At 46.6% G+C, this 3,749-nt stretch carries 5 protein-coding genes; all 5 read right to left on the bottom strand.

What is annotated here, in order from left to right; all coding sequences use genetic code 11:
- Positions 1–210 (bottom strand): hypothetical protein (locus RMO84_RS19660; RefSeq protein WP_310490130.1); only part of this gene is annotated, 210 nt, incomplete at its 3' end.
- 360 nt (positions 211–570) lie between these two features.
- A complete protein-coding gene (locus RMO84_RS19655; RefSeq protein ID WP_310490129.1) occupies positions 571–1,065 on the bottom strand; it encodes a GAF domain-containing protein in 495 nt (164 codons plus the stop codon).
- A gap of 106 nt (positions 1,066–1,171) precedes the next feature.
- Positions 1,172–2,383 carry a bifunctional phosphopantothenoylcysteine decarboxylase/phosphopantothenate--cysteine ligase CoaBC gene (gene coaBC, locus RMO84_RS19650; RefSeq protein WP_310490128.1) on the bottom strand — a complete coding sequence of 404 codons (1,212 nt, stop codon included), beginning with the start codon at positions 2,381–2,383 and terminating at the stop codon, positions 1,172–1,174.
- A 98-nt stretch (positions 2,384–2,481) separates the two neighbouring features.
- On the bottom strand, positions 2,482–2,697 hold the full coding sequence (locus RMO84_RS19645) for a DUF2555 domain-containing protein (RefSeq protein WP_310490127.1): 216 nt from the start codon (positions 2,695–2,697) through the stop codon (positions 2,482–2,484).
- A gap of 139 nt (positions 2,698–2,836) precedes the next feature.
- The gene (locus RMO84_RS19640; RefSeq protein WP_310490126.1) at positions 2,837–3,478 is read right to left on the bottom strand and encodes a dienelactone hydrolase family protein; all 642 of its coding nucleotides are present in this window, start codon (positions 3,476–3,478) and stop codon (positions 2,837–2,839) included.
- Positions 3,479–3,749 lie beyond the last annotated feature (271 nt).

Raw genomic sequence — 3,749 nt, 5'->3', positions numbered from 1 at the left:
CGTTATGGCGATCTGTTGCTTTCGTTCCGCCTTCACCTTCCGATTGGGAGATGCAGCTAGCCATTCAATCAGACGGAAGCGTAATTTTTGCGGATCTGATGATTCGAGCAGAATTCTTGATGGATCGGTTTCAAATGCTCGATCGCTCAGGGACACTAATTCAGAATCTGATGCACAAGAATCTGGACATTTAATCTGGCTTGTATCCATCAGGGATTACCACCATTCAAAAGTTAATAGTAAAAATATATCACTTTTCTTTTCAAATAACTAGATAACGACACTCAATTCGCGAAAAAATTATTATAAAGAAACGACACCTAATTTGCTAATTTAACCTTACGACATGCAATGTGCGAATCGAGCAAAATGTCGCTATTTATAGTGGAAAATACCCACATCACTTGGTGTATAATCGTTTGAGGCTAATTGCATTTCGCGAAAACGCTCTAAAAAATGCGACATTTAATGTGCGAATGTACAAAAAACCCCACACGATCTCTGTGGGGTTTTCAAGTTTTTAGTCGCGGGATACATTTATAGATTTCGGTTCGCGCCCTCAGATCTTCATTAGTTATCTCTAATGCTCGGACTCATGGCTAGCTGGCTAGCAGCGGCTTGCATCGAGCTAATTTCGGTCGGTAGCCAATTGTGCGTAGATTGACACTGATGTGCGACGAGCAAGCCCCATAAGCCTTTTGCCGTGAGTACAGGCACGACTAAATTAGCTTTGACGTGGAGATCGCGCAAGAAATCGCGGTGACAATCAGCAATTGGCTCCAATTCAATGTCAGGAATTGCCCGGACTCGTCCATCCTCGTAAAGTTTGGCATATTCACCATTGAAGCATTGGTCGGGGCCACTAGAACCCAGAATCGAAAATTTCTCATCGCTGAGGGACTCAAAGGTAACTCGTCCTGCCCATTGATAGTAAAAATAGTACAACACCAATCGATCGGCATGAAGTTCTTTACGCAATCGATCGGCAGTTGTTTGAATGAGTGTGTCCCTAGCTAAATCGCGAGATAAACGATCGAAGATAGTTTGTAATGATGAATCGGACATAACCTATATAGTGTGTTGTCGATCGGTTGGCGATCTGAAAGGGTAATAACCACCAGTAAACTCGGGCATCGATAAGGTGGGTAGTTAGTCAGCAAATCGCGCCAGTTTAGTAGATAGAATCGAGGATCTGATGCGCCATTTCTAGTTTAGCGCACGGCTGGATTTCGATCTGTTCGTACTGTTGTGGCTGTGCCAAATTGCGACTTTTTTTAATGATTACAGCTTGATTGCGATCGCTCCCAAAGCCACGATCTGGTATATCGACAGGATTGGCAACGATCGCATCGAGTTGTTTGCGTTCCAATTTTTCCAAGGCTGGAGGGATAATATCTCCAGTTTGAGCGGCAAAGCCAATAATTTTTTGATGGGGTTGGCGCAGTTTACTTAATGCGGCAATAATATCGGGGACTGGAGACAGCTCTAAGGCATTTGGTAGCTGCTGTTTGGGTAATTTTCGATCGCTATAATGTGCTGGTTTGACATCAGCAACGGCAGCGGACATGATAACTAGATCGGCAGCCGGAAAATTTGCCAGCATTCGATCGTGCATTGTTGCACTATCGACTACTGGTATTAAGTTAATACGTCGATCGATCGAGATATCTGGCAGCGAACCATGCACTAAAGTGACTATTCCACCCCGATGCACTGCGGCTTGAGCTAGAGCTAACCCCATTTTGCCAGTAGCTGGATTGCCAATAAATCGCACGGGGTCGAAAAATTCGCGGGTACCGCCGGTACTAATCAGAATTCTTTTACCCGATAAGTCGAGTCTTCCCTGAGTGTGTAGGAGGGAATGAATGTAGGGTAAAATCTCCTCCGGCTCGGCCATGCGCCCCATCCCCACTCGATCGCAAGCGAGTAATCCCGCTCCAGGGCCAGCAGCATGGTAGCGCGGATCTTGACGCAATAGCTGCCAATTGCGCTGTACAGATATTTGCTCCCACATCTCAGTATTCATGGCAGGTGCGAGCAGTACCGGACAGGTGGAAGCCAGGACGGTATTTGTTAATAAGTTATCGGCAAGTCCATGTGCCAATTTGCCCAAGGTATTCGCCGTCAAAGGCGCGATTAGCAATAAATCTGCCCATTCGCCCAGTTCGATATGTAGCGGACGCTGGTGAATGGGTTGCCAAAAATCGCGATCGGTATAGGCGGGATGACGGGAGAGTGTGGCGACAGTTAGGGGCGTGATAAATTGCTCTGCGCTGGCGGTGAGGAGGACTTTGATTTCGATTCCAGCCTTAAATAGGCTAGAAACGATTTCGCATACTTTGTATGCTGCAATTCCGCCCCCAATTCCGATTAGAACTCGCATCGATCGTGGCTGTGTTCGGGTTGAATAGCGGAGATCTACCCACCCCGCCCTATGGGCACCCCTCCTGGGAGGGGATTTTGACGATCGACAATTTGTTGTTAGGCTTCGTCGTAGGCTTCTAGATCGAGGAGATGAATGTATGGTTCGACTAAATCTGGACGCTGGAAAGCGATCGCGCGTAGGAAGTGCCAATCTTGCAAGCCGTCGAATGGGTTGCGATAATCATCGCTTTCCAAGCGCAGTGCTAGTTCTTCTACTTCTTCTGTGGTCAGATTAGGGATATTGTTCCGTTGAGACGTCAGAATCGCAGTCATAGGTCAAACCTCCTTACAAAATCGGTAGAGTTTCGCAGCTAGTTAATCTTAACCTTCTTCTTTATTATTACCCGTTAATAGTGTCTGGATTAACAAAATTATTTATAATTTCGATCGATTCATGAGTACTTCAGCCAAATTACTTAGTAACAAAAGTACGAATAACGTCCAAAACTTCTGGGACGATCGAGTGCCCCATCTGGAATTCTTGATACTGAACTTCTACTCCCCACGCAGTTAACTTGTCTCGACTCGTATGCGCCGCAGAGATCGGGACGACATCATCCTGGGTACCATGCACGATCGCGACTGGCGGTGCCACAGACTGGGGCTTTGGTCGATCGGGATGCAAATAACCACTCATCACAATCAGACCCGCTACGGGTAAATCTAGACCGATTTCCAGCGTCATCGCGCCGCCTTGAGAGAATCCGGCAATCCAGGTGCGATCGAGCGGGATGCCCGTAGATTCCGGTAGGGACTGGATCCACTCACTCAAGACTTCGCGACTAGTCGCCAGTTGCGTGCGACTCAGATCGGTTAGTTGACCAGCACCAGTGAAGGAATACCACATTTTGCCATCATCGCTATATTCATGGTCGAACAGGCCATTGGGGAACAGAAATTGATATTCAGGCAGATTGAAATAAGGCACTAGTTCGCCCAAATCGTCATGATTGGCACCCCAACCATGCAGCAGCACGATCGATCCGATGGGCGTATCGGTGCGAGCGGGGACGAAAATAATATCGAGTTTCGGATCGGTATTGCTAGGGTGCATGAGTGTATGTAGATAGTTTGTATAAAATTTAGTGACGGCGCAAAAATGCTCGATCGGGGAACTTTTGGCTTGGACTTATCCTCTAGTTCGTATTATAGTAAGGCGTTTGGCCAAAACTAAATATCTAATCTTTTAGCATCTTCCAAGATCGCGACATTAATTCGCCTCATTACATAGACTTAAAAGCGATCGAGATTCGATCGAATTCATATATCTGTCGAAATCTAGAATCTGTAGGGGTGCCCCTTGTGGGTATCTTCGTCGATGCGGG

This window comes from Chamaesiphon sp. VAR_69_metabat_338, from assembly GCF_031423935.1.
Classification (GTDB): domain Bacteria; phylum Cyanobacteriota; class Cyanobacteriia; order Cyanobacteriales; family Chamaesiphonaceae; genus Chamaesiphon.
This window is presented reverse-complemented; position numbering and strand designations above follow the sequence as displayed.